The sequence below is a fragment of the Brevibacillus thermoruber 423 genome (genome assembly GCF_000454065.1).
In the GTDB taxonomy this organism is placed as follows: domain Bacteria; phylum Bacillota; class Bacilli; order Brevibacillales; family Brevibacillaceae; genus Brevibacillus; species Brevibacillus thermoruber.
In genome coordinates this window covers 62230-88980 of the sequence record NZ_ATNE01000017.1, presented here as the reverse complement: position 1 = coordinate 88980, position 26751 = coordinate 62230, and the positions used below count along the sequence as shown (strand labels likewise).

Sequence of the window (26751 nt, the reverse complement as noted above, 5' to 3'; positions counted from 1 at the left end):
ATCGAGACAGCGGCCGGGTTTTTTTGCCCGGCCTCGCGCATACTAAGGCTGTCAACGGGAAAAGGAGGATGTTATGGGTCGCAGACGAGGCATCATGTCTGAAGCGTTCAAGATGGAGTTGGCCAAGGAGCTGGGGTTTTACGACACGGTGAAAACCGAAGGCTGGGGCGCCATCACCACGCGCGATGCCGGGAATCTGGTCAAACGCGCGATTCAGATCGCCGAGGAAGCGTTAGCCAAACAGAATGCCAAATAAACTCGTTGACGGGCCGGGGTAACCCGGCTTCTTCCTGTGTTTTGGTTTCGCGGCGGTTGCTCCGCATTGCCTTTTTGTGATAGAATATTCAGAAAAAATACACGCGTGTCACTAGGCGAACTAGGCATGAGCGAACGGAAGCGGCAAGGGGCGAGTCCTCCTGCTCCGGACGCTCATGCTTTTTTCAGGAGGTGAAAGCGGGCAGCAGACCGGGAACAGGCGAGGGTTACGCACCAAACAGATCGATCAGCGACAGGAGGAATGGGAAGCATGTGGAAAAGAAAGGGAATCGTACGGGGAACAGTGACCGTTCTTGTCATCTCTGCGGCGCTCTATACGCCAGTTTCGGCCCAAACGGAGGCGGTATCTCCCGAGCCGCCGCCATCAGCGTCTGCGGAAGCGCCGGCGAGCGTCATCCAAAACGACGAGCCCACATCCGTCCGCATCAATCAGTTGGTCGACACGGCCATGTACTACTACTGGCACGGCGGCGACCTGCAGCAAGCGGAAAAGGAAATCTTCAAGGGCATCACCCTGAAAGGCAAATACGATGTGGTCGAACACGCCTTTCGGGAAGCGACGATCCTCGATCCGTACAATCTGGATCTGAAGTTTTCACTGGCGTCGACGCAGGTCATCCAGAAAAAGCTGCCCGAAGCCCTGCAGACGTACCGGCAGATCCTGCGCCTGGACCCTGACAATTTCAACGCCACCCTGCTGTTCGCCGTCTACTCCAAGGCGAACGGAGACGAGCGGGCGTTTCAGGAGGCCGTGTCCAGGCTGCGGACGATCGATCCGCAAAGGACGGCCGCCTATCTGGAAAAGCTGCGGGCGACAGACGAGATCCTGGCCGGCAGGCTTAATACCGCGGTTCCGACCGGGCTGCCGCAAACCCGGCACGCGATCGTGATCCTGGGCTACGCGCTGGCGGACGACGGTTCGATGCGCCAGCCGCTCGTGGACCGGCTGAAAACGGGCCTGGCGGTCGCCAGACAATACCCGCTGGCCAACATCATCGTTACCGGCGGAGTGCCGAAGCAGGGCGTCACCGAAGCGGATGCGATGAGCCGGTGGCTGGTCTCTCAAGGGATTGACCAGGACCGCATCCTCCTGGAGAACAAGTCGACGGACACGGTGGAAAACGCCCTGTTTACGACGGCGATCCTGGAGCGGGAAGGGATCCGCGACGTCACGCTGGTGACCAGCGCGAGCCATATGAGACGGGCATTGACCGTCTTTCGCGAAGCCGGCGAATTGTACGCGAAGATGAACGGCGGCAGCGGGAGCGTCAGATTTAGCCATGCGGCCAGCCTGGATTACCCGACGATCGAGGAGGCGCAGCAGGTGACGAAAGACGAGCGGCTGGTCACCTACCGTGACCTGCTGAGAGCGTCGGGCATCTGGGCGTATCCGGGAAAACAGCGATAGAAGGCTTTTCTTCCGTCCAACTGGCATGGCAGAGAACCCCTGTGCTACAATAAGAGACTAGGAAATCTGAACGTAGGCAGAGGTGAACAACATGCGTATCTCGGTCAAAGCGCCCGCCAAAATCAACCTGACTCTCGACGTGCTGGCCAAACGGCCGGACGGTTATCACGAAGTGGAAATGGTGATGACCACGGTGGACTTGGCGGATCGCGTAGACCTGACCTTGCGCCAGGACGGCGCCATTACGCTGGACTGCTCTGCCAGTTTTGTACCGGACGACATACGCAACCACGCCTACAAGGCGGCGGTGCTGCTGCGTGAACGCTATCAGGTGCGCCAGGGCGTACATGTGTATATCGACAAACAGATTCCCGTAGCCGCCGGACTGGCCGGGGGAAGCAGTGACGCGGCAGCCGCCCTGCGCGGCCTGAACAAGCTGTGGAACCTCGGGCTGAGTCTGGACGAGCTGGCCGCCATCGGGGCGGAAATCGGATCCGATGTGCCGTTTTGCGTCTACGGCGGTACGGCACTCGCCAGGGGGCGGGGCGAGCAGATCACCCATCTGCCGGCTCCCGCTCCCTGCTGGGTCATTTTGGCGAAACCGCCGATCGGGGTCTCCACCGCTGACGTGTACGGCCAGTTGCGCGTCCAGGAAATCGCCCGTCATCCTTCGACGGAACAGATGATCAAGGCGATTCGCGAACAGGATTTTTCGCTGATGTGCCGCTCCATGGGCAACGTGCTGGAAGAGGTGACGCTGGCCATGCACCCGCAAGTGCGGCAGATCAAGGAGCTGATGGAGCAGTCGGGAGCGGACGGCGTGCTGATGTCGGGGAGCGGCCCGACCGTGTTTGCTCTCGTACAAAAGGAAGCGAAGGTGCACCGTATCTACAACGCGCTGCGCGGGTTTGTCAAAGACGTGTTCGTCGCCCGCATGCTGGGGATGCCGGATGGGGAAATGCTTGCATGAACCCGTATGGAAATGATACATTAGCACCATAATATTCGGTTTTTTGGAGGAAGAATCATGAAGAAAATGCGCAGAAGTGCGCGTCTGGTCGACATGACGCAGCACTTGCTCGCCCATCCCCACACGTTGATTCCACTCACCATGTTTGCCGAACAGTACGGGGCAGCCAAGTCGTCCATCAGCGAAGACCTGTCCATTATCAAGGAAGCGTTTGAGAGCCAGGGTGTGGGCGCGCTGCGAACGGTAGCGGGAGCGGCCGGCGGAGTGAAGTACATTCCCCAGATGAAGACGGAACACGCCCTTCACTTCATGCGCGAACTGATCGGCCATTTGGAAAATCCCGACCGCCTGCTGCCGGGCGGCTACCTGTACATGTCCGACATCCTCGGTCATCCGGCCACCATGGCCCGGATCGGCAAGCTGTTTGCCACCGCCTTTGCGGAAAAGAACGTGGAAGTGGTCATGACGGTGGAAACCAAGGGGATTCCGCTCGCCTACGCGACGGCCGCTTATCTGAACGTGCCTGTCGTGATCGTCCGGCGCGACAACAAGGTGACGGAAGGGTCCGTGGTCAGCATCAATTACGTGTCCGGCTCGAGCAAGCGCATTCAGACGATGTCGCTGGCCCGCCGCGCGCTGGCCGAACAGTCCCGCGTCCTGATCGTCGACGATTTCATGAAGGCCGGCGGCACGATTCGCGGCATGATCGATCTCCTGCAGGAGTTCCGCGCCACCGTGGTGGGCTGCGGCGTGTTGGTGGAGACGGCTGACGTCACGGACCGCCTCGTGGACGAGTACGTCTCGCTGGCCAAGCTGCGCGATGTGGACGTCAAGGGCAAGCAGATCGAGATCGAGCTGGGCAGTTATTTTCACGAGAGAGAGGAGTAATGGACAGATGGCGATTTCATTTGTTTCGACGGACAAGGCGCCGGCGGCAATCGGTCCGTACAGTCAGGCGGTCAAGGCAGGCCCGTTCCTGTTTGCTTCCGGCCAAATTCCGCTGCGCCCGGACGGCACCCTGGTCGAAGGGGATATCGTGGAACAGGCGCACCAGGTGTTCGCCAACATCAAGGCGATCCTGGCCGAAGCCGGGCTGACGCTCTCCGACGTGGTGAAAGCGACCGTGTTTATCAAGGACATGAACGATTTTGGCCGGCTGAACGAAGTGTACGCCGAATACTTCGGCGATCACAAACCGGCCCGCTCCACGGTGGAAGTGGCCCGTCTGCCGCGCGATGTAAAGGTGGAAATCGAAGTCGTTGCGTACACGGGAAAATAAAAAACAGGGATGAGAAGCCCGACACCAGGCAGTGTCGGGCTTGTTTTTTCCAGTTTATTCGGCAGGGGAGATAAAATTATAGTTTTTTTTGCAAAAATTCGGTAACCCAGCAGGAATATTTACCCAGAGCGTGGAATTACTCCTAAACGCTTTGATAGATAAAGGGAGTGAACTTGATGGAAGTAACAGACGTCAGACTTCGCCGCGTGAATACGGATGGTCGAATGAAAGCCATTGCGTCCATTACGATTGACCATGAATTCGTGGTTCATGATATCCGTGTCATTGACGGGAACAATGGCATGTTTGTTGCGATGCCCAGCAAACGCACCCCGGATGGGGAGTTCCGCGACATCGCACATCCGATCTCCTCTGCCACGCGCGAAAAGATTCAAGCTGCTGTACTGGCTGAATACGAGCGTGTAGGCCAAGAAGAGGAGAATACCATCGAAGCAGGCGCTTGATTCAAGCCCAACAAAAGCACCCGGTCGCGACGACTGGGTGCTTTGTTCTTGCCTGAGCGGCCGGCAGAGAGAGCCAGGCACGGCTGTTCGGCCGGTCCCGGCCCGGCTGTCGACCCGCCGCCGGCCAAGAGCCGGACGGCAGCGGCCCACCGCTAATAGCAGGCCTCCAGATCAGCTATGATTTTTTCCCTGTCCAACCCTTCGCCGATAAAGACGGCGACCATCTTCGGGCCGAAGTTTTCGAAGGGAAACAGGTTCACCTGATTGTCGGTGTGCTGAAACGAAATCAGTTCCTCCCGCCCTTTAAACAGCACGTATCCTTTGGCGCGGTAGACGTTTTTCGGCAGATCCCAGAGAAAATCCTCAAACTTTTTTGCGTCCACCGGTCCAGTAAAATGGTAGGAAAAGGTCTCAATGCTGTTGTACAGCGACGGCTGACCGGCTGAAATGCCGAGCGATCGTTTCACTTTTTCCAGGGCGGACATTCGTCCTATGCTTTTTTGCACAGGAGAGCCGGCCGCCTTGTCCCGGGCCCGTTCCGCCGCGCTGCGTTCGGCGGCGCGCTTGACGCTCAACAGTTCCCGCAGGTCCATGTCGCTCTGGATTGTCTGGTGGATCGGGGCGTGCGGATTCAGCTCAAGCAGCTTGGCCTTTACTTTTTCCAACACCTCCGGGGTGACCAGATCGATTTTATTTAATAGAAGCAAATCGGCGTACTTCACCTGGTTGCGGATCGTCTTGACCAGCGAGCCGCTCGACTGGAAGCGGGAGTTGAGGTCGCGGAAGCGGGAAGCGTCCACGACGCTTATGATTCCCTTGAGCTCCATCCTGTCGTACAGCTCCGGATGGGTAAGCGCGTCCACCACGTCAACCGGATCGGCCACGCCGGTGGTTTCGATCAGGATGTGGTCAGGCTCGAAGGAGGAGAGAACGTCCTTCAGTCCATCCGTCAGCTCCCCGCGAATGGAGCAGCAGATGCAGCCGTCCAGCAGCTTTTTCACCGGAAAGCCGAAGCCCTGAATCTGCTCGCCGTCGATGTCTTCTTCGCCCATCTCATTCATCAGGACCACGACCCGGCCGTCCTCGTTCCGCAGATAGGCCAGCAGTTTCTGCAGCAGCGTCGTCTTGCCGCTGCCCAGATACCCGGTCAAAATGTATACGCCAGCGCTCAACGCGTCCATCCCCCTTGCCTTTTCATGTAACGGTGAGAACACGGAGGGCGGAGGTGGGGAGTCCGGTTTTCTTTTTCGGAAAAGACCGACGATTCCCGCGGCGATCCGCTCTCGGTTCCCCTCCCATCATAATCCAGGCGGGAAACAGGCGTCAAACGTCTAAAAATCGCCATCGGAAACCAGTGCCTACCGTCTTGAAATCACCATTTGATTAAGATATAGTCATTGTGGAACTTATACGCTGGAGGGTTGACATGTCTAAGATCCATGCCGTGGTACTGGCTGCGGGCCAGGGAACACGGATGAAATCGAAGCTGTACAAGGTTCTTCACCCCGTCTGCGGCAAGCCCATGGTCCAGCATGTGGTGGACACGCTGGCTTCCATGCGGGTGGAAGATGTCATTGTCGTCGTAGGTCACGGTGCTGACGCTGTCCGTTCCACGCTGGGCGAACGCGTCACGTACGCTTTGCAGAAGGAACAGTTGGGTACGGCCCATGCCGTCCAGCAGGCGGTACCGTTTTTGCAGGCGAAAGAAGGAACTACGTTTATTTTGTACGGAGATGTACCCCTCCTGTCCGAGGAGACGCTCACTGCTCTCTTGCGCTATCACGAAGAGCAGCAGGCAGCCGCGACCGTACTGACTGCCGTCGTCCCCGACCCGACCGGTTACGGACGCATCGTGCGCAGTGAAACGGGCGAGGTGCTGCGCATTGTCGAGCACAAGGACGCTACTCCAGAGGAACGGGCGATCAGAGAAATCAACACAGGCATATACTGTTTTGACAATCAAAAATTGTTGAAAGCCTTGGCACAAGTGAAAAATGACAACGCCCAAGGCGAATACTATGTGACGGACTGCATCGGCATTCTGCGGCAGGCGGGCGAAAAGGTGGCCGCCTTCGAAGCGGTGGACCCGGATGAAACGATGGGCGTCAACGACCGCGCGCAGTTGGCCGAAGCCGAAGCGTACATGCGCAGGCGCATCGCCGTGCGCCATATGAAAAACGGCGTGACAATTGTCGATCCGGCATCCACGTACATCGAAGCGGACGTGGTGATCGGTGCGGATACGGTGATTCAGCCCGGAACGTTTTTGCGTGCAGGGACAACCATTGGCGCCGATTGCGTGATTGGTCCGCAGGCGGATTTGACCAATGTGCAGGTGGCGGACCGCGTCACCATCTCCTACTCCGTCATGGTCGACGCACGTGTGGAGGCAGACTCTACGGTCGGACCGTTTGCCTATGTGCGGCCGGGAACGGAAATCGGCCCGCATGTCAAAATCGGCGACTTTGTCGAACTGAAAAATGCGAAAATCGGCAAAGGCACCAAGGTGCCGCACCTCAGCTACGTGGGCGACGCCGAGATCGGCGAGGGCGTCAATATCGGCTGCGGTACGATTACGGTCAACTATGACGGCGCCGTCAAACACAAAACGGTCGTGATGGACGGCTCCTTTATCGGCTGCAACACCAATCTCGTTGCGCCGGTTACTGTGGGACAAAACGCGTACGTGGCCGCAGGTTCCACCATTACGCAGGACGTGCCGGACGAAGCGCTGGCCATCGCTCGTGAGCGTCAGGTAAACAAGCCGGGTTATGCCAACAAACTGCCGCGCAAAGGCAAGAAGGATTAACAACGGGGGGTTTTCTTAAATATCATGGCTAACTACCGCGATCCTAAACTGAAGGTCTTTACGTGCAACGCAAATCGCCAACTGGCGAAAGAGATTGCGGAGCACATCGGCGTGCCGCTGGGCAATGCGGAAGCAGTCCGCTTCAGCGATGGCGAGTGTCAAATCAAACTGAACGAAAGCGTTCGCGGTTGTGACGTGTTTGTGATTCAGCCAACATGTGCTCCCGTTAACGAACACCTGATGGAACTGCTGGTGATGGTCGATGCGCTGAAACGCGCCTCCGCCAAGAGCATCAACGTCGTGATTCCGTATTACGGTTACGCCCGTCAGGACCGGAAAGCCCGCGCGCGCGATCCGATCACGGCCAAGCTGGTCGCCAACCTGATCGAGACCGCAGGGGCGCACCGCGTCATCACGATGGACCTGCACGCGACGCAGATCCAGGGCTTCTTCGACATCCCGGTCGACCACCTGTTGGGCGTGCCGATTCTGGGGAAATACTTTTCCGAAAAAGGCCTGCAGGACATTGTCGTCGTCTCGCCGGACCACGGCGGCGTAACCCGCGCCCGCAAGCTGGCGGAGCGCCTGGAAGCGCCGATCGCGATCATCGACAAGCGCCGTCCGGAACCAAACGTGGCGGAAGTGATGAACATCGTCGGGAACATCGAGGGCAGAACGGCAATCATCATCGACGACATCATCGATACGGCCGGCACGATCACGCTGGCGGCCAACGCGCTGGTGGAAGCGGGTGCGCGTGACGTGTACGCGTGCTGCACGCATCCGGTGCTGTCCGGCCCGGCCATCCAGCGGATCAACGACTCCAAGATTCGCGAGTTGGTGGTGACCAACACCATTCCGTTGAGCCAGGACCGGATAATCGACAAGATCAAGGTGCTGTCCGTGGCGCCGATCATCGGGGAAGCGATCATCCGCGTTCACGAGGAGCTGTCCGTCAGCAAGCTGTTTGATTAGTACAACCCGGTCAGGGGATTGAAATACGCCTCCGCTGGACAAGCTAGGGAGTAGGAAGAATCTGCTAGCTGTCCAGAGGAGGTTTTTTTGTGGAAACGATCAAGGCGATCATCCGCCGCAAGGGAGAACAGCCGACGAACAACGAGCTGCGCCGCCAGGGCTGGGTCCCGGCCGTCGTCTACGGAAGCGACGTCCAGAACCTGCCGATCCAGGTGAATGGACGGGAGCTGGATCAGGCCCTGCGCCATCAGTCGACCAACAAGCCGTTCAAGCTGGTGATCAACGGCAACGAACATCCCGTGATGGTCTACGAACTGCAGCGTCATCCCGTGAAGGGCAGCATCCTGCACGCCGACTTCAAGAAAATCAGCATGAATGAAAAAGTGCACACCAGCGTCCCGGTGCTGCTGTCGGGCGACCCGGAGCTGGGGGTGGCCACCCTGGTCCGCCACAGCGTGGAAATCTCCTGCCTGCCCGGGAGCATCCCCGAATCGTTTACCGTCAACGTCGACGGCCTCAACATCGGGGACGTGGTGCTGGCCAAAGATCTGGAGATCCCGCCCGATGTCGATCTCGGGATTGACGAGATGGAAGTGATCGTCAGCGTGCTGCCGGTGAAGGCCCAATCGGACGAATCGGTGGAGGCGGAACAGTCGGCCGAGGCTGTGGCCGAAGAGGCGGGATCGCTGACAGAGGAAGCCAAAAACGCATAGAGGCTCCTGCCCCGGGACGTTCGGGGCTTTTCTTATGGCCGCGACACCTCCTTGGCGTTGACGCAGGAAAGGCGGAGCGGGAAAACGGCCCGCGCCGGCCGATGTGGACGGATGCCGCACCGCGGGGCACCGCATCGGCTTGGCGGAGCGGGGTTTTCTATGTACAATGAGGGGAGGTTAGGAGGGAACAACCGTGAAAGTGATCATCGGACTGGGCAACCCCGGCAAAAAATATGAAGATACAAGACATAATGCAGGGTTTATGGCCATAGATAAAATTAGCGACAAGTGGAACATTCCCGTACAGCAGAACAAGTTTCGCGCCATCGTCGGCGAGGGACGGATCGAAGGGGAAAAGGTGCTGCTGGTCAAACCGCAGACCTACATGAACCTGTCCGGAGAGTCCGTAGCCGAGGTGCTGAAGTTTTACAAGCTGACTCCGGACGATGTCGTGGTCATTTACGACGATCTGGATCTGCCTCCGGGCCAGCTTCGCCTGCGGTTAAAGGGCAGCGCAGGCGGACACAACGGCATCAAATCGCTGATCCAGCACATGGGCACCCAGGAGTTCAAGCGAATCAAGGTGGGCATCGGCCGTCCCGAACCGGGAAGGAGTGTAAGCGATTACGTCCTGCAGTCTTTTTCCGCCGCCGAGCGTCCGGTGATTGACGCCGCCGTGGAGCAGGCGGCCGACGCCGCCGCGATGTGGGCGAGAGAACCGTTTGAGATCGTGATGAACCACTACAACAGTCGGAAGTAACGCGGATAAGCGCCCGAGAGCCAAAGGACCCGCTTGCGCCAGGCGGCGGGTCTAGTATGTTTTTCCACCCCCTCGGCCATACTAAGCGGTAGAATGGCCGGGGGGTGTAATGCGAGTGAGCTTTCGCTATGTCTGCCGCTGCTGCGGCATCAGGATTGCGGAATTTGACGACACGCGGGTGACGGAAGCACAGTTGGGGTTGGATTCCTTGACCCCGGAAGAACGTGCTCTTATAATAACCAAAGAACCAGAGGGGGACACGGTTGTCAGCATCACGTGCGCCTACTGCCGTGAGGCGCTGGATCTGCACCCGGAACTTTCCCTGGTCGGCAATCCGCTCCAATAACATAGGAAACGAAAGGCTTTCGGTGGAAGGCTTGCAAGGACAAGGCCTTGGCTTCTTGAGCTAAGGCTTCTTTTCGCATGACAGAAAAACCAGAGAGGGGACTAATGGATGCAAGTCATCATTAACCCGATGAAACAGGACGCCAACATCGGGACAATTGTCGCCGGCCTGGAAAAGGGGCTGCACGAACAGCTCGTCGCCGGTTTGGCCGGTTCCGCCCGGCAGGCGCTGATGGTCGCGCTCAAACAGATGGCGGGCCGTCCGATGTGCGTCATTACTCATAACATGTTTCAAGCGCAAAAGGTGTACGAGGACCTGATCGAACTCCTCCCCGCCGACGAGGTGCTGCTCTACCCCGGAAACGAATTGATCGGCTCCGAATTGGCGATCGCCAGTCCCGAGATGCTGGCGCAGCGCATTCACGTGTTCAACCGTTTAGCCAAGGGCTTTACGGGTATTTTGGTTGCGCCATTTGCCGGCGTGCGCCGTCTGGTCGTGCCGCCTCACATCTGGCGGGACGCGCAGATCGAACTGCGGGTCGGCGAAGAACTGGACATCGACACGTTTTTGCTCCGCTGTGTGGAGCTGGGCTACGAGCGCGTCGACATGGTGGAGCGAAAAGGCGAATTCAGCGTGCGCGGCGGGATCATCGACCTCTACCCGATCGACTCGGAATGGCCGGTGCGGATCGAGCTGTTTGACGTGGAAATCGACTCGATCCGCACGTTTGACATGGGGACGCAGCGTTCGCTGGAGTCCGTCCAGTCGTTTACGATCGGGCCGGCCAAGGAGGTCATCGCCACGACTGCGCTGCTGCAGGAGGCGGCTGTCCGGCTGGAGCAGAAGCTGGGCGAAACGGTGGCCAAGCTGAAGGACGGGGCGGCCAAGGAAAAAGTGGTGCAAAAAATCGGCGCCGACGTGGAGCGAATGATGCAGGGACAGCGGTTTTCCCATCTCTACTCCTACATCTCGGTCATCTACCCGACAAACGACACGCTGCTCTCCTACATGCCGTCCGACACGGTGCTGATCGTGGACGAACCGTCCCGCGTGCTGGATACGGCGGCGCAGCTCCAAAAAGAGGAGGCGGAGTGGCTGACCGGCCGGATCGCCGAAGGGGAGTACATGGCCAACCTGAGCCTGTCCCGCTCCTACGAGGAGACCGTGGGCGCGAAAAAGCGGCAGATCGTCTACCTGTCTTTGTTTTTGCGCCAGTCGCCGAAGACGCAGCCGCAAAACATCGTCAATCTCACCTGCCGGACGATGCAAAACTTCCACGGCCAGATGAACGTGCTGAAAACGGAGCTGGCCCGCTGGAAAAAATCGCAGGACCAGATCGTCTTCGTGGCCGCCGATCTGGAGCGGGCCAAGCGTCTGGAACGGGTGCTGCACGATTACGAGATGGAGGCGGACCTGTTGACGGAGCCGGTGGAATCAGTCCCGCCCGGCCGTCCGACCATCATTCTCGGCAACCTGCAAACCGGGTTTGAACTGCCGCTGAACAAGCTCGTCGTCATCACCGAGGGGGAAGTCTTTACCCCGAAACAGCGCAAGGCGCGCAAGGTCCAGCAGACGATGACCAACGCCGAGCGGATCAAAAACTACCTGGAGCTGAAGCCGGGCGACTACGTCGTGCACGTCAATCACGGGATCGGCAAATACCTGGGGATTGAAACCAAAGAAATTCTCGGAATTCATAAAGATTACTTGCATATTCAGTACGCCGGCGGAGACAGCCTGTTTGTGCCGATCGACCAGATTGACCACGTGCAGAAATACGTGGGCAGCGAAGAGGCGGAGCCGAAAATCTACAGCCTCGGCGGCAGCGAGTGGAAGCGCGTCAAGAACAAGGTGAAGTCCTCCGTCAAGGACATTGCAGAAGACCTGATCAAGCTCTACGCGGCCCGGGAAGCGGCCGTGGGCCACGCGTTCTCGCCCGACACGGAGGAACAGCGGGAGTTTGAGGCGATGTTTCCCTACCAGGAGACGCCGGACCAGCTCCGGGCGATCGCCGAGGTCAAGGCGGACATGGAAAAGCGCCGGCCGATGGACCGGCTCGTCTGCGGCGACGTGGGCTACGGCAAGACGGAGGTGGCGATCCGGGCGGCGTTCAAGGCGGTCATGGACGGCAAGCAGGTGGCCGTGCTTGTGCCCACCACCATTTTGGCGCAGCAGCATTACGAGACCTTCCGCGAGCGCTTTGCCGACTACCCGATCCGCGTCGAGGTGCTCAGCCGGTTCCGCTCGCGCAAAGAGCAGAACGCCGCGCTGAAAGGGCTGAAGGAAGGCACGGTGGACGTCGTCATCGGGACGCACCGTCTGCTGTCCAAGGACGTTCAGTTTCGCGATCTCGGGCTGCTGATCGTCGATGAAGAACAGCGCTTTGGCGTCAGCCACAAGGAAAAACTGAAGCAGATGAAGACCAACGTGGACGTGCTGACCCTGACCGCGACGCCGATTCCGCGGACGCTGCACATGTCGATGATCGGCGTGCGCGACCTGTCCGTGATCGAGACGCCGCCGGAAAACCGGTTCCCGGTGCAGACGTACGTCATGGAGTACAGCCCGGCGCTGGTGCGGGAGGCGATCGAGCGGGAACTGGCCCGCGGCGGCCAGGTCTTTTTCCTCTACAACCAGGTGCAGGGGATCGAGCAGATGGCGGAGCAAATCGCCGCGCTCGTGCCGGACGCCCGCGTCGCCGTGGCGCACGGCCAGATGAACGAGAGCGAGCTGGAAGGCATCATCCTGGACTTTTTGGAAGGCAATTACGACGTGCTGGTCAGCACCACGATCATTGAAACGGGCGTCGACATCCCCAACGTGAATACGCTGATCATCTACAAAGCGGACAAAATGGGCCTGTCCCAACTGTACCAGCTCCGCGGACGGGTCGGCCGGTCCAACCGGATTGCCTATGCCTACTTTACCTACCAGCGGGACAAAGTGCTGACCGAAGTGGCGGAGAAGCGCCTGCAGGCGATCAAGGAGTTTACCGAGCTCGGCTCCGGCTTCAAGATCGCGATGCGCGACCTCTCCATCCGCGGCGCCGGAAACTTGCTGGGCGCCGAGCAGCACGGCTTCATCAACTCGGTCGGGTTTGACCTGTACAGCCAGATGCTGAAAGAGGCGATCGACGAGCTGAAAGGGGAAGTGAAGCAGGAGAGCGTCTCCCCGGTGGAGATCAACCTGCAGTTGGACGCCTACATCCCGTCGCTCTACATCACCGACAGCCGGCAGAAAATCGAGATGTACAAAAAATTTGTGGCCGTCTCCTCCCTGGAGGACGTGGACGACCTGGCGGAAGAGCTGCTGGACCGCTTCGGCCCCGTGCCGAAACCGGTGGAGAACCTGCTCACCATCTCCCGCCTGCGCGTCTACGCGCTGAAACACCGCATCACCGAGATCAGCCAGAAAAATCCGGACGAGATCAAACTGTATCTGCACCCCAGCCAGAACAACAACATCGACGGCGGCGCGTTGTTCGCGCTAGCCAGCAATTGGAGCAGGCGATTGGGTCTCTCGGGTGGACAACAGATCGTCATTACTGTTAAAGTAAAAGGGTTACAGGAAGATGAAGGCGTGCAGCTTGTAGAAAAGCTGCTGCGTCAATTTCACTTGGTGCGCAAGGACACCAGTACGGAAAGCACCGTCTCCTGAGGGGGAACGGGCTTTTCGGGAAGGGAGAGCCATTCCATGAAACGATCTGTAGCCATTTTGTCTTCCGCCGTCCTGGTCGTGGCGCTGCTGACCGGATGCGGAAAAGGAGACGACAACGCGGAGGCTTCCAAACCGACCAACCAGAACCAACCGGCACAAGCGGGTGATCAAGCCAATGCCAACGATCCGCTGGCGCAGTTTCCCAAGCTGAACCTGCCGTTCAGCGTCGATCCCAACGCCGCCGTCGTCGAGTACCAGGGAGGCACCCTGAGCGGGAAAGAGTTTGAGACGTTCCTGCGGGTGATCAACTTCCTCAATCCGATGCAGGGCCAAATGATTGAGGTGGCCGACCAGGAGATGCTGAAAACGTTCGCCCGCGAATTCACGGCGACGAAAATCCTGGCCGCCAAAGCCGACGCTGCCATCGAGAAAGAGTCCAGGGAGACGGCCGAGAAAAGCTTCGACAAGATCAAGGGGCAGTACCTCAGCCTCTTGGGCAAGGACGAAGCCAAGTTTGACAAGCTGATGGAGAACCAGGGCGTTTCCAAGGATGTCGTGATCGATCAGATGACGCTCATCAACAACTCGATCAACGTGCTGAAAAAGAACATTGATGACGCGATGCTGAAAAAGATGTACGACGGGATGAACAAGGAATCGCTGACCGTCGCCTCTGTCCGCCACATCCTGATCTCCACCGAGAAACGGAAGCCGGAAGAAGCGCTCAAACTGGCCAACGATCTGGCGGCCCGCCTGAAAAAAGGGGAGGATTTCGCCAAACTGGCCAAAGAGTACAGCGACGACCCGGGCAGCAAGGACACCGGCGGTCTGTACGAAGACGCCGACGTGAGCCAATGGGTGCCGGAGTTCAAGGACGCCGCCCTGAACCTGCCGATCGGCCAAATCAGCGAACCGGTGAAAACCGATTACGGCTACCACGTGATGAAGGTGGAAAGCCGCAAGCAAAAGAGCTTCGACGAGATGAAAGAACAGCTTCGCGCGCAGGCGTTGGAGCAGGAGTACGACAAATTCGGCAAAACCGAGCTGGACAAGCTGATCACCAAGTACAACCTTCCGGAGCCGAAACCGGCTGCGGGACAAGCCAAAAAGTGACGGGGTCCTTCGACGTCCCGTCCCTTCACCGATGGGGGACTCGTTCGCCCATGTCCGTCGAACAGACAGGGAACCTGAGTTCCCTGTTTTTTCGTTTTCTCGCATATTCTTGAAGCACCGGCGAATACTATAGTCACTCGCTACCGCCCGGGGGAGAGTAACGGAAACAAGCTGGAAAATGTTGCAGTCGTCACCCGTCGTTAAAATGAGAATCGGAGGAAAAAATACAGGTAACCACCAACCCTTTCACAACCCACTTCTCACGAAAGCGAGGCAACATGACATGAAAGCAACTGGTATTGTTCGTCGCATCGACGACCTCGGCCGGGTCGTGATACCGAAGGAGATTCGTCGCACCCTGCGCATTCGCGAAGGCGATCCGCTGGAGATCTTCGTGGACCGCGACGGGGAGGTTATCCTGAAGAAGTATTCGCCCATCGGAGAACTGGGTGATTTCGCCAAGGAATATGCTGACTCGCTGTACGAAAGCCTGAACCATATCGTCCTGATTTCCGACCGCGACAGCGTCATTGCCGTGTCCGGCGCATCCAAGAAGGAGTACCTGGAGAAGGCGATCGGCAGCATCGTGGAAAAATGTCTGGAAGAGCGGAAAACGCGCGTCGAGAAGAATACGGGCACGTATGAAATCTGCCGCGACCTGAACGAAACGTACGGGTCCTTTGTAATCGCGCCGATCGTGGCCGGCGGCGACCCGATCGGCTCGGTGATTCTCCTCACGAAAAACGAGGGGACCAAGATGGGCGATCTGGAAATGAAAATGGCGGAGACAGCGGCCGGTTTCCTGGCCAAGCAGATGGAGCAGTAACGCTTCAAACAGCCTCGCGCGGCGGGGCTGTTTTTTTACGTCCGGATGCGGGGCGCGCGCGTGAATCCCCGGCTTTTCTTCCCGTTGATCGGTTGTGATATAATGGACGCAGTTTGTGTTTGGAGAGGAGAACATCACGCGCATGGCTCAGGAAAAGGCATCCGTCCAATTTGTGAAAGGAGCGGCCATATTGGGGGCAGCCGGGCTGGTCTCCAAGCTGCTGGGGGCAGTGTACCGCATCCCGTACCAAAACATTGCCGGCGACATCGGCTTGTATGTCTACATGCAGGTGTATCCGCTGTACACCACGCTGCTGATCCTGGCGACGGCCGGGTTTCCCATCGCCATCTCCAAGATCGTCTCCGAACGCGTCGCGGTCGGGGATGTGCTCGGCGCGCGCAAGGCGTTTCGCGTCGCCAGCGTCACGCTGGTGGTGCTGGGGTTCTTTTTCTTCGCGCTGCTGTACGGCGGGGCGCCGCTGATCGCCAGGTTGATGGGGGATGAACACCTGGTCACCCCGCTCCGGGCGGTCGCCTGGTCGCTGCCCATCGTGCCGATGGCAGCCATTTTGCGAGGGTACTTTCAAGGTCATCAAAACATGATGCCGACCGGGGTATCGCAGGTGATCGAACAGCTTATCCGGGTCGTTTTCATTCTGCTGGCCGCCTACTGGGCAATGAGCGTCTACCAGGACGCCTATTTGGCCGGGACGGGCGCGGTCTTTGCCGCATTTCCCGGGGCGGTGGCCGCGGTGCTTGTCCTGTTGTGGTACTGGAAAAAGGACAAGCAGGCCGGACCGATCGGGGAGGGCGTGACGCAATCGGCCGACGTGGCGGTCTGGGGCAACCGGCAGGTGCTGAGAAGCCTGGTGTTTTACGCCCTGCCGATCTGCATGGGGGCGCTGGTGCTGCCCTTGATCCCGCTGGTGGACTCGCTGACCGTCGTCAACATGCTGCAGTGGAGCGGCATGGAGGAAGGATTGGCGAAAGTGGCAAAGGGCGCCTTTGACCGGGGGCAGCCGTTGATTCAGTTCGGCACGTTTTTCGCCACCTCCCTCTCGCTGGCGCTGGTTCCGGCGATCAGCGAGGCGGCGGCACAGCGGCAGTACCGGCTGATCGCCGGCCGTTCGGAAGTGGCGATCCGGCTCACCTTTTTGCTGGGACTGCCGGCTTCGGTCGGACTGGCGCTGCTGGCGGAACCGATCAACGTCATGCTTTACGGCGACGACAAAGGGACGGAAGCGCTGGCCATCCAGGCCTTTACCATCCTGTTTGCCACGCTGAGCATTGCCAGCGCCGGCATCCTGCAGGGATTGGGACGGGTGATGCGCCCGGCCCGCAACCTGTTGATCGGAGTGGTGGTCAAACTGGTGCTGAACCTGGCGCTGGTGCCGTTCTGGGGCATTGCCGGCGCGGCGTTTGCCACCGTGATGGCGTATCTGGTCGCCATGGGGCTCAACGTGCTGGGTGTCGTCAAGTACACCAAGGCGCGAATCTCCTGGCGGCAAATCGCCGGGAAGCCGTTTTTGTCGGTGCTGATCATGTCCGTCGTCGTGCTTGTGGTGGAATGGGGATGCATGCTGCTGCTGCACGACACGATCCCGTCCAGCCGGCTGGCTTACACGCTGGTGGGCCTGGCGGCGGTCGGTTCCGGCGCGGTGGTCTATCTGCTGGCGCTGTTGAAAACGGGCGGATTGACGCGGGCCGATATCCGCTTTTTGCCGAAGGGGGCGCGCATCGCCGCGCTGCTGGAACGGTTTGGTTTGCTACGCGAACCATGAGACGAGATGGAAAACAAGGAGGGACGGCGCATGAGTGATGCGGCGGGCACGATTACGGTCGTCGGACTCGGCGCGGGCGACCTGGAACAACTGCCGTACGGGGTCTACCGTACGCTGAAGCAGGCAAAACGGCTCTACCTCAGGACCCGGGAGCACCCGGTGGTGGCCAGTCTGGCCGCGGAGGGTGTCGCCTACGAGTCGTTCGACGAGATTTACGAACAGCACGGGACGTTTGAAGAGGTGTACGAACGGATTGTCGAGACGCTGTTGGCAAAAACGGCGGAGGAGGGCAGCATCGTCTACGCCGTGCCCGGTCATCCGCTGGTGGCGGAGCGGACCGTCCAACTGCTGCTGGAGCGGGAGGCGAAGGGAGAGATCCGCGTCGTGATCGGCGGCGGACAAAGTTTTCTCGACCCGCTGTTTGCCCGCCTGCAGATCGATCCGATCGAGGGGTTTGCCCTGCTGGACGGCACGGACATGCGGGCCGATCAGGTAAATCCGGCGCTGCACACCATTATCGCCCAGGTGTATGACACGTTTGTGGCCTCCGACGTCAAGCTGACGCTGATGGAGGTGCTGCCGGACGAGTATCCGGTCACGGTGGCGACCGCGGTCGGCGTAGCCGGACAGGAGCGGATCGAAACGGTGCCGCTGTACGAGCTGGACCGGTTGGATCACTTCGGCAACCTGACGTTGGTCTACGTGGCGCCGACGCAGGAGGAGCGGGCGCGCTACCGGCAGTTCTCCTATCTGAAGGAGATCGTCGCCATCCTGCGCAGCCCGGATGGCTGTCCGTGGGATCGGGAGCAGACGCACCAGAGCATCCGCAAGAATCTGCTCGAAGAGACGTACGAGGTGCTGGAGACCATCGACGACGACGATCCCGACGCGATGTGCGAGGAGTTGGGAGACCTCCTGATGCAGATCATGCTGCATGCCCAGATGGCGGCGGAGGACGGCTACTTTACCGTGGACGACGTCGTCGCCGGACTGAACGAAAAGCTGATTCGCCGTCACCCGCACGTGTTTGGCGACAAAAGCGCGGGCAACGCGGAGGAAGCGCTGGCCAACTGGCAGGAGATCAAGGCCCGGGAAAAGGCGGCCAAAGGCATCGAGCCGGGCTCCCGGTCGCAGTTGGACGGCATCCCGCGCGACCTGCCGGCGTTGATGTACGCCTACAAGCTGCAGAAAAAGGCGGCGGAAGTCGGGTTTGACTGGGACGACATCGCCGACGTCTGCCGGAAAGTGGAGGAAGAGTTCCGGGAGCTGCGGGAGGCCGCGCCGGAAGAGCGCGCCGGCGAACTGGGCGATCTGCTGTTTGCCGTCGTCAACCTCGCCCGCTTCCTCAAGCTGGACCCGGAGGAAGCGCTGGCGAAGACCAACCGCAAATTCAAGCGCCGCTTTGCCTACATCGAGGAGAAACTGCGCCAGGCGGGCCGTACCTTTGCCGAGACCAATCTGCAGGAGATGGACGCCTGGTGGGAGGAAGCGAAACATCACGAATAAAAGAAGGGGGGAACCGTGACCATGAGGCTGGACAAATACCTGAAAGTGTCGCGGCTGATCAAGCGCCGCACGCTGGCCAAGGAAGTGTGCGACCAGGGGCGCGTGGAGATCAACGACCGGCCCGCGAAAGCCTCCAGCACCGTCAAGATCGGCGACAAGCTGGCGATCCGCTTCGGCCAGAAGATCGTCGTGGTCAAAGTGGAGGACATCAAGGAAAACCCGCGCAAGGAGGAGGCCGCTTCGCTCTACACCGTAGTGGGCGAAGTGCCGGTGCCGCGCGACGAAAAGGAAGAGGAAGACTACCTGAGAGGGTAGTCTTTTCTTTTTCTCACAAAAATTGACAATGATCGGGGAGCCTCTTATAGTAAAAGCGAACAACACACGCGAAGAATAGAGGGAGAAACCGTGGGGAAAGTCTTCTTGTTTTCGATCTTGTGGTGGCTGACCGGCAACCCGTTTGCGGCCCTGATCATCATTTTGCTTCTTTTGTATCTGCTTGATCTTCGCTTTGTCCGGCTGCTGCCCGACATTACCAAACCGTTTCGCCAAAACCGGCGTCTGGCCGCGCTCAAGCGTCAGGTGGCGCTCAATCCGCACGACACCTCGGCAAAGCTGGAGGCCGCCCGGCTGCTCATGGAGAGGCGGCGGTACCAGGAGGCATTGGCCTACCTGGAAGAGATCGCGCCGTTGATGGGAGAATCGGCCGAGTATCTGAGCGATCGCGGCATCTGCTGCCTCAAACTGGGTCGGGTGGAGGAGGGAGAGCGGCTGCTTCAGCAAGCTCTGACGCTCAATCCGCGCGTCAAATACGGGGAACCGTACCTCCGGCTGGGCGAAGCCTATGCCGCCCACAACCAGCGCGAAAAGGCGCTGGGGTTCCTGGAAGAGCTGGCGTCCATGCACACGTCGTCGTGCGAGGTCTATTACAAGCTGGGGAAGCTGTACGCGGAGCTTACGCAGAAGGAACGGGCCAAGCAGGCGTTTCGCGAGGCGGTTGAGGTCTATCGCGGACTGCCGGCCTACAAGCGGCGCACGGAACGGCGGTGGGCGCTGCTGGCGTGGCTGAATCGATGAAGATGGACACGTGAATGGCGGCCTCCTGGCCATCAGGGTGTCGAGAACACGGCTGCGGGAAACAAGCCGGAACAAGCGGTTCGCAAGGATTTGTTACCTGTTTGTAACGACTTCCTTCCCACTCATTTCCTATCATGGAGAGAGTTGCAGGAAAAGGAGGCGTTTATGGTGAACAAAAGCGCGAAAACAGGCTTGTCCGCGCTGTTGGCCGCCACGGTGTTGACCGGGCCGTTCGCGGCGGTTCCGCAGGCCGCCCATGCCTTGACCGTGGAGGACGTATCCGCCGACGATACGGACACGGATGAGGAGACCGAATACACGATCGAGTTTGAAATCGACAAAGAGCTGAAGGCCGGAGACGAGATCATCGTCAAGTTTCCTGCCGAGTACAAGGTTTACAAAAGTCTGAAACGGTCGGACGTCAGCCTGGAGGATGACCGGGGCGGCACGATCGACATCAAGAGCGTGTCGGTGAGCAAGACCACCGTCTACGTAACAGTGGATGAACGGGTGAAGGCGGGCACCACGCTGACCCTGACAGTCGACAAGATCACCAACCCGAAAAGCAAGGACGACTACACCATCAAAGTGGAAACCTCAAACGAGTCGTCGAAAAGCCACAAGATTTCCATCGGCAAATCCACAAGCAGCAGCAAGACTTTCGAGGTCGGCCAAAGCAGCCATGAAGCAGGAGCGGCCACCTCGCTGACGCTGGGCAAAATCAGCCTGTCCTCGTCAGACAAGTTGAAAAAGGGCAAGTACATCTACGTCGACTTCCCGGCCAAGGACATGCTGCCGAAGAGCATCGACCGAGCCGACGTCAAGGTAAACGGCTACAAGGCCCAGAACGTCTCCGTCACGGACAGCGACACCGTGCGGATCGAAGTGCCCAGCGGCGCGGACGGAGACAACTACATCAAGCTGGAGTTCGCCACATCGGCGGATATTCAGAACCCGTCCGAGGCCGGCACCGGATACGTGTACAAGGTGTCGTACAACAGCCGTACCTACCAGTCGGAGAAGGTCGAAGTCAAGGCTTCCAAACGGGCGTCCTTTGACGTTGCCCTCTCCGACAAGGCCCCGGGAGCCCGCAGCAGCTACCGGATGGACCTGGATCTGGACGCCAAGGTGAGCGCCGGCACCGATATCACGGTGGAGTTCCCCAGTGCGGACATGGTCCCGCCCTTCATCTCCGACTACGCGGTCACGGTGAACGGCGAACAGGCGTCCAACGTCGGCGTCAGCGGCGGCAAGGTCTCATTTCGCACGCCCAGCCGGTTCACCAGCAGCAGCAAGCTGAGCATCGTGTTTGGCCTGGAGGCGTTTGTGACCAACCCGAAAACAGCGGGAACGTACGAGATGGTCGTCACGGTGGACAAGAAAAAGTACTGGTCCAAGCCGTTCGACATCACCGGTTCGGCAGCTCCCGCCACGCCGGTGGCAGTGGACAACAGCACGGCGACGGTGGGACTGACCAAAACGGCGGCGCAGGCGGTCACCGGCCTGCAGGTCGGAATCAAGGCGCTGGGCGTGCCGCTGGTGCGAAACAAGGACTTTGTCGAAATCGTGCTGCCGCTCGAATTCCGCGTACCGGCGTACATCCAGCCGAACAGCGTGACGGTCAACGGGGTCGCCGCCGCGTACGTCGGCGTTCGCGGGCAGAACCTGCTCGTCTACCCCGCGCAGGACATTCCGGTCGGCGTGCCGGTTCAGGTCAACGTGCTGGAGTCGGCGGGCATCGCCGCACCGGCGGCGCCGGGCACCTACAGCATCGGGGTCTATTCGTCCGAAGAGCCGGGGCTGCTGTTCGCCCGCCCGGTTACCGTCGTGTCGCCAAACGGGGTCAGCTTCAAGGCGAACGTGGCGTCGTTTACCAAACAGGGCAAGACGCAAGCCCTGGCGGCTGCGCCGTTCACCGTAAACGGCCACACGCTGATGCCCGCGTCTTTCTTCCGCGACGCGCTCGGCATGTCCGTGACCTGGACCAAGACCTCCGCGCGGATCGTCAGCGGGGGCACCACCATCCAGTTCACGGTGGGATCCAAGACAGCGACGGTCAACGGCAAGGCAGTGACGCTGCCGGTCGCCGTACAGGCGCGCAACAACATGCCGGTGGTGCCGCTCCGGTTCGTCGCCGAGCGGACGCAGTACAAGATCACCTACTACAACGGCAACTACACCGTGTACAAGTAACAGCACGTCAGCACGGTCCGAGCCTGCCCCGTTTCCGTGGAAACGGGGCTTTGTTTTGTGCATGCCTGCGTCAACGTCCGCTTTCGCCTGCTCCCGTTTCCGTCCAAGCCCGCAGCCATGCCAGACGTGCCGACCGGCAGCCTCACCGTCATCGCGGTGGGGCTGTTTTTTGGTCTAAAAGGACATCCCCCTCCATACGATGGTACAAGAAGCGGTACGTTAGGAGGGAGCACGATGAACGACCAGATGAAGCGGCCTCGCCACGAAGTCGTGATGATTAACCGCCGCAGCCTGGCGATTTCCGGAGTGAAAAACGTCGAAAGCTTTGACAGCGAGGAGTTTTTGCTGGAAACGGAAGGCGGCTTTTTAACCATACGCGGCCAGAACCTGCATATGAAAAACCTGAGTCTGGAGACCGGAGAAGTGGCGATTGAAGGCCTGGTTCACGAGATGGCCTATCTGGAACAGGGGCAGGCCGGCGATCGGTCCAGAGGATTCTTCGGGAAGTTGTTCAAGTGAGCATTGCCGTTCAGTTTCAAACGGTTCTGGTCATGTCGGCGTGCGGGGCGTTGATGGGGATGGGGTACGACACCTACCACGTCTTTACGGGAAGAAGCAGGCTCCCGGCGTGGCTGTTGTTTGTTTTTGACGTGTTGTTCTGGCTGGGCAGCATGGGGCTCGTCTTTTTCATCCTGGTCAAGGTGAACGACGGCATTGTGCGGTTTCCCATCTTTATCGGCATGCTGTTCGGGGCCTGGGTGTATTTTGTCATAGGAAGTAAGAAGTATATCCAATTCCTGAGGGCCGTGATAAAATTTTGTAAGTGGTTATATCGAACCATATTGCGGGTGATCGACCTTCTCGTCATCCGGCCCATCCTGTTTGTCTACCGCCTGGTCTTCATGCTGCTCGCGTTTCTGTACGCGGCCGTGATGACCGTGTTCGGGTTTGGGTGGAAGCTGGCGCGCTTTGCCGCGTCTCCTTTTGCCAGATGGGGTCGGCATTTGGGGAAAAAAATGTACCGGAAATCAACAGGATTTTGGACCAATTGGAAGAATTGGTTTCACTCTAAGAAGAAGCAGGAGTAACGACATCCGAGGTGGCCTGACATGACTACACCATCCCCCTCTCACGTCAACAGAAAAGGGCAAAAGCGGAGAATTCGTCTCTTTCTGTTCTTCGTCCTCTGCCTGTTTGTCTGGATCGGCTACACGCTCTACCTGCAGGGTGGAATGCTGTCCGAGAAGGAAGCAGAGCTGGAAACCCTGAAGAAGGAAGCGGCCGAGGTACAGCAGCAGCAAGCGGAGCTGGCGTACAAGGCAAGCCGTCTGTACGACCAGGAGTACATCGCCGAACTGGCGCGGAAAGAGTGGTTTTTCACCAAGCCGGGGGAGAGCATATACGTGATTCCGGAATAGTCGCACAGGATATCTACATGCAGAGGGAGGCTTTCCACTTTCATGGGAGTCGAGGTAGGGAGCAAGCTTGAAGGAAAAGTGACTGGCATCACGAAATTCGGCGCGTTTGTGGAGCTGCCCGGCGGCGTGACCGGTCTCGTGCACATCAGCGAAATTGCGGACACGTATGTGAGGGATATTCACCAGTACCTGAAAGTGGGCGATGTCGTGACGGTGAAGGTATTGCACGTCCGTGACAGCAAGATCGGCCTGTCCATCAAAAAAGCCCAGGACAAGGAGCGGGGGCCGCGTCCCCAGCGGGAGCGTGGAGACGGGTTTGAAGAGAAGCTGAGCCGCTTTCTCAAGGACAGCGAAGACCGCCAGTCGTCCCTGCGCAAAAACCGGGACAAGAGAGGACGAGGGCGTTAGATAAAAGTTTTGACTTTTCCTACTTTTCTTTCTAACAAAAATGCGCAATTTGACGATAAATTGAGGAAGGGCATTTTAAAAACGTGACGAATGGTAATAATAAGCCCGTTTCGCTAAGCGCGAATCACCTGTCAGCCGACGTTGACCGCCAAAAACGTCGGTTTTTTTTTGTCCCATTGCGTCAATGAATTTGTCGCACGATTCTGTGAATACGCCAAGGTATTTTGACAAAATTTACAAGGCCGCCTCCGTATAATGGTAACCACATTGAAGCCAGAACGGGGTGGTGTAACGATGATCGCAAACAAGAACATAACCGGCACGGGCCATGTATGGACGCGCCGCGTCTCACATCAATGGAGTGCGGCGACGGTAAGCTGGGGAGAGAAGGTCGCCGATACCGCGCAAAAATGGAATGTCCTTCCGCTGCTGATGGGCTTTTTGCTCGGACGGGCCCTGATCCTGGAGGAGCTGTCGCCGTTTGTTGTGCCGTATCTCATGGTGATGTACTACCTGCGGCGGGATTGCGTGATCATTTCGGCCGCGGCGCTGATCCTCGGCGCGTTTACGCAGACGATCCCGCTGGGCCTGCAGGCGGCCGTCAGCGTCGCGCTCAGCCTGTTCGTTTGCAAATGGAGCGAACGGTTCCGGCGCAAGGATTTTTCCCGGACGCCCCTCCTGGTGTTCGTGACGGTGTTCGTCAGCCATCTGCTGTTTGCCGCCATCACCAATCAGGTGACCACGTACAAACTGGTGATGGTGGCGGTGGAGGGCGTGCTCAGCTTCGTGCTGACGCTGATCTTTATCCAGTCGCTGTCGATCGTCCACTTGGCCAAACCGTACGAACCGCTGAAAAATGAAGAAGTGGTGTCGCTGGTCATCCTGCTGGCGTCGCTGATGACGGGGACGGTGGACTGGATCATCGAGGGCGTCTCCATGGAGCACGTGCTCACCCGCTACCTGCTGCTGCTGTTTGCCTTCACCGGGGGCGGGACGATCGGGGCGGCGGTGGGGGTCGTCACCGGCCTCATCCTCAGCCTGGCCAACGTCAGCGCGCTGCTGCAAATCAATCTGCTCGCCTTTTCCGGGCTGCTGGCCGGACTGCTCAAGGAGGCGGGCAAGGCGGGGGTCTCCGCCGGGCTTTTGATCGGCACGGCGATTCTGGCGATTTACGGCGGGGCGGAGGACACCCTGTACCTGTCGCTGGTCGAATCGGGATTGGCGATCCTCCTGTTCGTCCTGACGCCGGCGGCCGTGTGGAAAAAAGTGGCCCGGTTTATCCCCGGCACGCCGGAAAACCTGCAGTCCCATCAGGAGTACATGCGGCGGGTGCGGGACGTGACGGCGGGGAAAATCCAGCAGTTCTCCGAGCTGTTCACGCAGCTTTCCAAAAGCTTCGCCCAGACGTCCGACGGCGAGGAGCGGGAAGAACAGGCGGACGTGTTCCTGAGCCGGGTGACCTCGTTTACCTGCCAGAAGTGCTGGAAAAAGGAACAGTGTTGGGAAAAGGAAACGCAGGCCACGTATCAGGGGATGCGCTGGCTCGCGGAAAAACTGTACGAAACCGGCACGCTGGCCGGCGTGACCCCGCCGCGTGACTGGGAGCGCAAATGCGTCAAGGTGGAAAAGGTGCTGACCGTGATGGAACAGGAGTTCGACCGGGAGCAGTCCTTTGAGCAGTTGAAGCGGCAGGTGCGGGAAAGCCGGAAGCTGGTGGCCGACCAACTGTCGGGCGTCTCCCGGGTAATGAGCGATTTCGCCCGCGAGATTCAGCGGGAGGGCATGGAGCTGACCCTGCAGGAAAAGCAGGTGTCGCAGGCGCTGGAAGGACTGGGGCTGTCCGTGCGCCGTGTGGAAATCCATAATCTGGAAGAAGGCAAGGTGGACATCGAGATCAGCCAGCCGACCTGCTACGGACGGGACGAGTGCGCCAAAATCGTCGCCCCGATGCTGACGGAGATCCTGGGCGAGAACATCGTGGTGAGGGAGCGGCACTGCGAGCCGCAAAAGGACGGGACGTGCCGGATGTGCCTCGCTTCCGCCAAAGCGTTCGACATCGACATCGGCGTGGCCGGCGCCGCCAAGGACGGCAAGCTGCTGTCCGGCGACAGCTTCCGCACGATGGATCTGGGCAACGGCAAGATGGCCTTGGCGATCAGCGACGGCATGGGCAACGGCGAGCGGGCGTTTCTGGAGAGCCAGTCGGCGCTGGACATGCTGCAGCAGCTTCTCCGGTCGGGAATCGACGAGAAGCTGTCGATCAAGACGGTCAATTCCGTCCTGGCGCTGCGCTCCACCGACGAGATGTTCGCCACGGTCGATCTCGCGCTGATCGACCTGCAGACCGCCCATGCCAGGTTTGTCAAAATCGGCTCCACCCCCAGCTTCATCAAACGGGGCGACGACGTCATCACCGTGACCGCCAGCAACCTGCCCGCCGGCATTTTGGAGGAGATCGAGGTGGATGTGGTCTCGCGGACGATGAAGCCGGGCGACCTGCTGATCATGATGTCCGACGGCATCTACGAGGCGCCCCGCCACATCGAAAACAGGCAGGCCTGGATGAAGCGGTTGATTTCCGAACTGCAGACGGACGACCCGCAGGAAGTGGCCGACCTGCTGCTGGAGCGGGTGATCCGGCAGCACTCCGGCAGCATCGTCGACGACATGACTGTGCTGGTGGCCCGCCTCGACCGCTTCGTGCCGCAGTGGTCGGCCATCCAGGTGCACGGCATGCCCAAACTGGAACGGCCGCGGGTCGTGAGCTGAAAGGTAT

At 59.3% G+C, this 26751-nt stretch carries 25 protein-coding genes; 24 read left to right on the top strand and 1 reads right to left on the bottom strand.

The window, feature by feature from the left end:
- Window positions 1-73 precede the first annotated feature (73 nt).
- From M516_RS0104330 to spoVG, 6 genes are all read left to right on the top strand, one after another.
- Window positions 74-256 carry a small, acid-soluble spore protein, alpha/beta type gene (locus M516_RS0104330; RefSeq protein ID WP_029098035.1) on the top strand — a complete coding sequence of 61 codons (183 nt, stop codon included), beginning with the start codon at window positions 74-76 and terminating at the stop codon, window positions 254-256.
- A gap of 270 nt (window positions 257-526) precedes the next feature.
- Window positions 527-1684 (top strand): YdcF family protein, encoded by a 1158-nt coding sequence (locus M516_RS22705; RefSeq protein WP_081656439.1) that lies wholly within the window; start codon window positions 527-529, stop codon window positions 1682-1684.
- A 91-nt stretch (window positions 1685-1775) separates the two neighbouring features.
- A complete protein-coding gene (gene ispE / locus M516_RS0104320) occupies window positions 1776-2654 on the top strand; it encodes a 4-(cytidine 5'-diphospho)-2-C-methyl-D-erythritol kinase (RefSeq protein ID WP_029098034.1) in 879 nt (292 codons plus the stop codon).
- Between the two features lie 57 nt (window positions 2655-2711).
- Window positions 2712-3542, top strand: a complete 831-nt coding sequence (gene purR, locus M516_RS0104315) for a pur operon repressor (RefSeq protein WP_029098033.1) — start codon at window positions 2712-2714, stop codon at window positions 3540-3542.
- 7 nt (window positions 3543-3549) lie between these two features.
- Window positions 3550-3933 (top strand): RidA family protein, encoded by a 384-nt coding sequence (locus M516_RS0104310; protein WP_029098032.1) that lies wholly within the window; start codon window positions 3550-3552, stop codon window positions 3931-3933.
- 176 nt (window positions 3934-4109) lie between these two features.
- Window positions 4110-4397, top strand: a complete 288-nt coding sequence (gene spoVG / locus M516_RS0104305) for a septation regulator SpoVG (RefSeq protein WP_029098031.1) — start codon at window positions 4110-4112, stop codon at window positions 4395-4397.
- Between the two features lie 152 nt (window positions 4398-4549).
- Here the strand turns inward: spoVG and M516_RS0104300 are convergent, their stop codons facing one another.
- Window positions 4550-5569 carry a CobW family GTP-binding protein gene (locus M516_RS0104300; RefSeq protein ID WP_029098030.1) on the bottom strand — a complete coding sequence of 340 codons (1020 nt, stop codon included), beginning with the start codon at window positions 5567-5569 and terminating at the stop codon, window positions 4550-4552.
- 254 nt (window positions 5570-5823) lie between these two features.
- Between M516_RS0104300 and glmU the strand changes: the two genes are divergently transcribed.
- From glmU to spoIIE, 18 genes are all read left to right on the top strand, one after another.
- A complete protein-coding gene (gene glmU, locus M516_RS0104295; protein WP_029098029.1) occupies window positions 5824-7206 on the top strand; it encodes a bifunctional UDP-N-acetylglucosamine diphosphorylase/glucosamine-1-phosphate N-acetyltransferase GlmU in 1383 nt (460 codons plus the stop codon).
- A 24-nt stretch (window positions 7207-7230) separates the two neighbouring features.
- Window positions 7231-8181 carry a ribose-phosphate diphosphokinase gene (locus M516_RS0104290; RefSeq protein WP_029098028.1) on the top strand — a complete coding sequence of 317 codons (951 nt, stop codon included), beginning with the start codon at window positions 7231-7233 and terminating at the stop codon, window positions 8179-8181.
- Between the two features lie 89 nt (window positions 8182-8270).
- The gene (locus tag M516_RS0104285) at window positions 8271-8894 is read left to right on the top strand and encodes a 50S ribosomal protein L25 (RefSeq protein WP_029098027.1); all 624 of its coding nucleotides are present in this window, start codon (window positions 8271-8273) and stop codon (window positions 8892-8894) included.
- A 193-nt stretch (window positions 8895-9087) separates the two neighbouring features.
- Complete coding sequence (pth, locus tag M516_RS0104280) at window positions 9088-9654, top strand: aminoacyl-tRNA hydrolase (protein WP_029098026.1); 567 nt, start codon at window positions 9088-9090, stop codon at window positions 9652-9654.
- A gap of 115 nt (window positions 9655-9769) precedes the next feature.
- Window positions 9770-10000 carry an anti-sigma-F factor Fin gene (locus tag M516_RS0104275; protein ID WP_029098025.1) on the top strand — a complete coding sequence of 77 codons (231 nt, stop codon included), beginning with the start codon at window positions 9770-9772 and terminating at the stop codon, window positions 9998-10000.
- A 108-nt stretch (window positions 10001-10108) separates the two neighbouring features.
- Window positions 10109-13657, top strand: a complete 3549-nt coding sequence (gene mfd / locus M516_RS0104270; RefSeq protein WP_029098024.1) for a transcription-repair coupling factor — start codon at window positions 10109-10111, stop codon at window positions 13655-13657.
- 36 nt (window positions 13658-13693) lie between these two features.
- On the top strand, window positions 13694-14770 hold the full coding sequence (locus M516_RS0104265) for a peptidylprolyl isomerase (RefSeq protein WP_029098023.1): 1077 nt from the start codon (window positions 13694-13696) through the stop codon (window positions 14768-14770).
- A gap of 283 nt (window positions 14771-15053) precedes the next feature.
- Entirely contained in the window at window positions 15054-15596 is a 543-nt protein-coding gene (gene spoVT / locus M516_RS0104260; RefSeq protein WP_029098022.1) for a stage V sporulation protein T, read from the top strand.
- 142 nt (window positions 15597-15738) lie between these two features.
- Window positions 15739-17376 (top strand): putative polysaccharide biosynthesis protein, encoded by a 1638-nt coding sequence (locus tag M516_RS0104255; protein WP_029098021.1) that lies wholly within the window; start codon window positions 15739-15741, stop codon window positions 17374-17376.
- A gap of 30 nt (window positions 17377-17406) precedes the next feature.
- Window positions 17407-18882, top strand: a complete 1476-nt coding sequence (gene yabN, locus M516_RS0104250) for a bifunctional methyltransferase/pyrophosphohydrolase YabN (RefSeq protein ID WP_029098020.1) — start codon at window positions 17407-17409, stop codon at window positions 18880-18882.
- A 21-nt stretch (window positions 18883-18903) separates the two neighbouring features.
- Window positions 18904-19197 carry an RNA-binding S4 domain-containing protein gene (locus tag M516_RS0104245; RefSeq protein WP_029098019.1) on the top strand — a complete coding sequence of 98 codons (294 nt, stop codon included), beginning with the start codon at window positions 18904-18906 and terminating at the stop codon, window positions 19195-19197.
- 90 nt (window positions 19198-19287) lie between these two features.
- Window positions 19288-19956 carry a tetratricopeptide repeat protein gene (locus M516_RS0104240; protein ID WP_029098018.1) on the top strand — a complete coding sequence of 223 codons (669 nt, stop codon included), beginning with the start codon at window positions 19288-19290 and terminating at the stop codon, window positions 19954-19956.
- 165 nt (window positions 19957-20121) lie between these two features.
- Complete coding sequence (locus M516_RS0104235; protein ID WP_238550911.1) at window positions 20122-22149, top strand: copper amine oxidase N-terminal domain-containing protein; 2028 nt, start codon at window positions 20122-20124, stop codon at window positions 22147-22149.
- Window positions 22150-22383: 234 nt separating this feature from the next.
- Window positions 22384-22668: a sporulation protein YabP gene (yabP, locus tag M516_RS0104230; protein ID WP_029098016.1), complete on the top strand. Its 285-nt coding sequence runs from the start codon at window positions 22384-22386 to the stop codon at window positions 22666-22668.
- Window positions 22665-23237, top strand: a complete 573-nt coding sequence (gene yabQ, locus M516_RS0104225) for a spore cortex biosynthesis protein YabQ (RefSeq protein WP_029098015.1) — start codon at window positions 22665-22667, stop codon at window positions 23235-23237. Before yabP ends, yabQ begins: the two co-directional genes overlap by 4 nt.
- Before the next feature lie 21 nt (window positions 23238-23258).
- Window positions 23259-23567: an FtsB family cell division protein gene (locus tag M516_RS0104220; protein ID WP_029098014.1), complete on the top strand. Its 309-nt coding sequence runs from the start codon at window positions 23259-23261 to the stop codon at window positions 23565-23567.
- Window positions 23568-23609: 42 nt separating this feature from the next.
- Window positions 23610-23975 carry a S1 RNA-binding domain-containing protein gene (locus tag M516_RS0104215; protein WP_029098013.1) on the top strand — a complete coding sequence of 122 codons (366 nt, stop codon included), beginning with the start codon at window positions 23610-23612 and terminating at the stop codon, window positions 23973-23975.
- A gap of 294 nt (window positions 23976-24269) precedes the next feature.
- On the top strand, window positions 24270-26744 hold the full coding sequence (gene spoIIE, locus M516_RS0104210) for a stage II sporulation protein E (protein ID WP_029098012.1): 2475 nt from the start codon (window positions 24270-24272) through the stop codon (window positions 26742-26744).
- Window positions 26745-26751 lie beyond the last annotated feature (7 nt).

Bases quoted from the DNA above. Each gene is read 5' to 3' on its own strand.
- glmU (WP_029098029.1), top strand. From the start codon at position 5,824: ATGTCTAAGATCCATGCCGTGGTACTGGCTGCGGGCCAGGGAACACGG.
- M516_RS0104215 (WP_029098013.1), top strand. From the start codon at position 23,610: ATGGGAGTCGAGGTAGGGAGCAAGCTTGAAGGAAAAGTGACTGGCATC.
- M516_RS0104220 (WP_029098014.1), top strand. From the start codon at position 23,259: ATGACTACACCATCCCCCTCTCACGTCAACAGAAAAGGGCAAAAGCGG.
- yabP (WP_029098016.1), top strand. From the start codon at position 22,384: ATGAACGACCAGATGAAGCGGCCTCGCCACGAAGTCGTGATGATTAAC.
- M516_RS0104330 (WP_029098035.1), top strand. From the start codon at position 74: ATGGGTCGCAGACGAGGCATCATGTCTGAAGCGTTCAAGATGGAGTTG.
- M516_RS0104290 (WP_029098028.1), top strand. From the start codon at position 7,231: ATGGCTAACTACCGCGATCCTAAACTGAAGGTCTTTACGTGCAACGCA.
- ispE (WP_029098034.1), top strand. From the start codon at position 1,776: ATGCGTATCTCGGTCAAAGCGCCCGCCAAAATCAACCTGACTCTCGAC.
- M516_RS0104245 (WP_029098019.1), top strand. From the start codon at position 18,904: ATGAGGCTGGACAAATACCTGAAAGTGTCGCGGCTGATCAAGCGCCGC.
- spoIIE (WP_029098012.1), top strand. From the start codon at position 24,270: ATGATCGCAAACAAGAACATAACCGGCACGGGCCATGTATGGACGCGC.
- M516_RS0104265 (WP_029098023.1), top strand. From the start codon at position 13,694: ATGAAACGATCTGTAGCCATTTTGTCTTCCGCCGTCCTGGTCGTGGCG.
- M516_RS0104235 (WP_238550911.1), top strand. From the start codon at position 20,122: ATGGTGAACAAAAGCGCGAAAACAGGCTTGTCCGCGCTGTTGGCCGCC.
- M516_RS0104255 (WP_029098021.1), top strand. From the start codon at position 15,739: ATGGCTCAGGAAAAGGCATCCGTCCAATTTGTGAAAGGAGCGGCCATA.
- spoVT (WP_029098022.1), top strand. From the start codon at position 15,054: ATGAAAGCAACTGGTATTGTTCGTCGCATCGACGACCTCGGCCGGGTC.
- yabN (WP_029098020.1), top strand. From the start codon at position 17,407: ATGAGTGATGCGGCGGGCACGATTACGGTCGTCGGACTCGGCGCGGGC.
- purR (WP_029098033.1), top strand. From the start codon at position 2,712: ATGAAGAAAATGCGCAGAAGTGCGCGTCTGGTCGACATGACGCAGCAC.
- spoVG (WP_029098031.1), top strand. From the start codon at position 4,110: ATGGAAGTAACAGACGTCAGACTTCGCCGCGTGAATACGGATGGTCGA.
- M516_RS0104310 (WP_029098032.1), top strand. From the start codon at position 3,550: ATGGCGATTTCATTTGTTTCGACGGACAAGGCGCCGGCGGCAATCGGT.
- mfd (WP_029098024.1), top strand. From the start codon at position 10,109: ATGCAAGTCATCATTAACCCGATGAAACAGGACGCCAACATCGGGACA.
- M516_RS22705 (WP_081656439.1), top strand. From the start codon at position 527: ATGTGGAAAAGAAAGGGAATCGTACGGGGAACAGTGACCGTTCTTGTC.